This window comes from Paenibacillus jamilae (assembly GCF_050482105.1).
Lineage (GTDB): Bacteria > Bacillota > Bacilli > Paenibacillales > Paenibacillaceae > Paenibacillus > Paenibacillus jamilae_B.
Genome location: NZ_JBCNHI010000083.1, coordinates 1 through 865, shown reverse-complemented (window position 1 = coordinate 865; position 865 = coordinate 1). Strand labels below are relative to the sequence as shown.

At 56.4% G+C, this 865-nt stretch carries 1 protein-coding gene; it reads left to right on the top strand.

What is annotated here, in order from left to right; translation table 11 throughout:
• Positions 1-50: 50 nt before the first annotated feature.
• A partial coding sequence (locus ABEW32_RS26495; RefSeq protein WP_430193281.1) for a condensation domain-containing protein occupies positions 51-865 on the top strand: 815 nt, incomplete at its 3' end.

The window sequence follows — 865 nt, the reverse complement described above, 5'->3', positions numbered from 1 at the left end:
AGTATCCAACGGTGGAAGCCCTGGCACCGCATATGCAAGAGGTTCGTCGTATGGCAGATCAAGAAGAAGTGAGCGGGGAAACCGCTTTGCTACCGATCCAGCATTGGTTCTTTGCGCAGGAGCGCGAGCGTCCACAGCATTTTAATCAGGCGGTCATGCTCTATCGCGCCGAGGGCTTTGAGGAGACAGCGATTCGTGAGGTTATGGATCACCTCGTCAAGCATCATGATGCGCTGCGCACGGTATTCTGTCAGACTTCCGCTGGTTATACGGCTTGGACACGCGGTGTAGAAGAAGGCACGCTGTATACGCTGGAAACGGTGGACTACCGTGAACAGTCTGCTTATGCGGAAGCGCTGGAAGCGAAGGCAACGGAAATTCAAAGCAGCATGGACCTGTCCGCAGGACCGTTGGTGAAGCTGGGATGGTTCCGTACCACTGAGGGCGACCATCTGCTAATTGCCATTCACCATTTGGTGGTGGACGGGGTGTCGTGGCGGATTCTGTTTGAAGACTTCTCGACAGGCTACGAGCAGGCGATCCAGGGCGAGCCCGTACGATTGCCGTATAAAACGGATTCCTTCCAAGCTTGGGCACGGGAGCTATCCTCTTACGCCAACCGTCCAGAGGCGGCAGCGGAGGACATGTACTGGAAGCAGTTGGAACAGGCCAAAGCTGAAGCTGCACCGTTGCCTAAGGATTTTGCCCACGAGGGTTCCATGAACGCAGACAGCGAAGTGCTGACGGTGGAGTGGACCGAAGCTGAAACCGAGCAACTGCTGAAGCAGGTTCATCGCGCCTACAACACCGAGGTCAATGATGTGCTGCTGACTGCGCTGGGACTCGCGGTGCACCGCTGGACAGG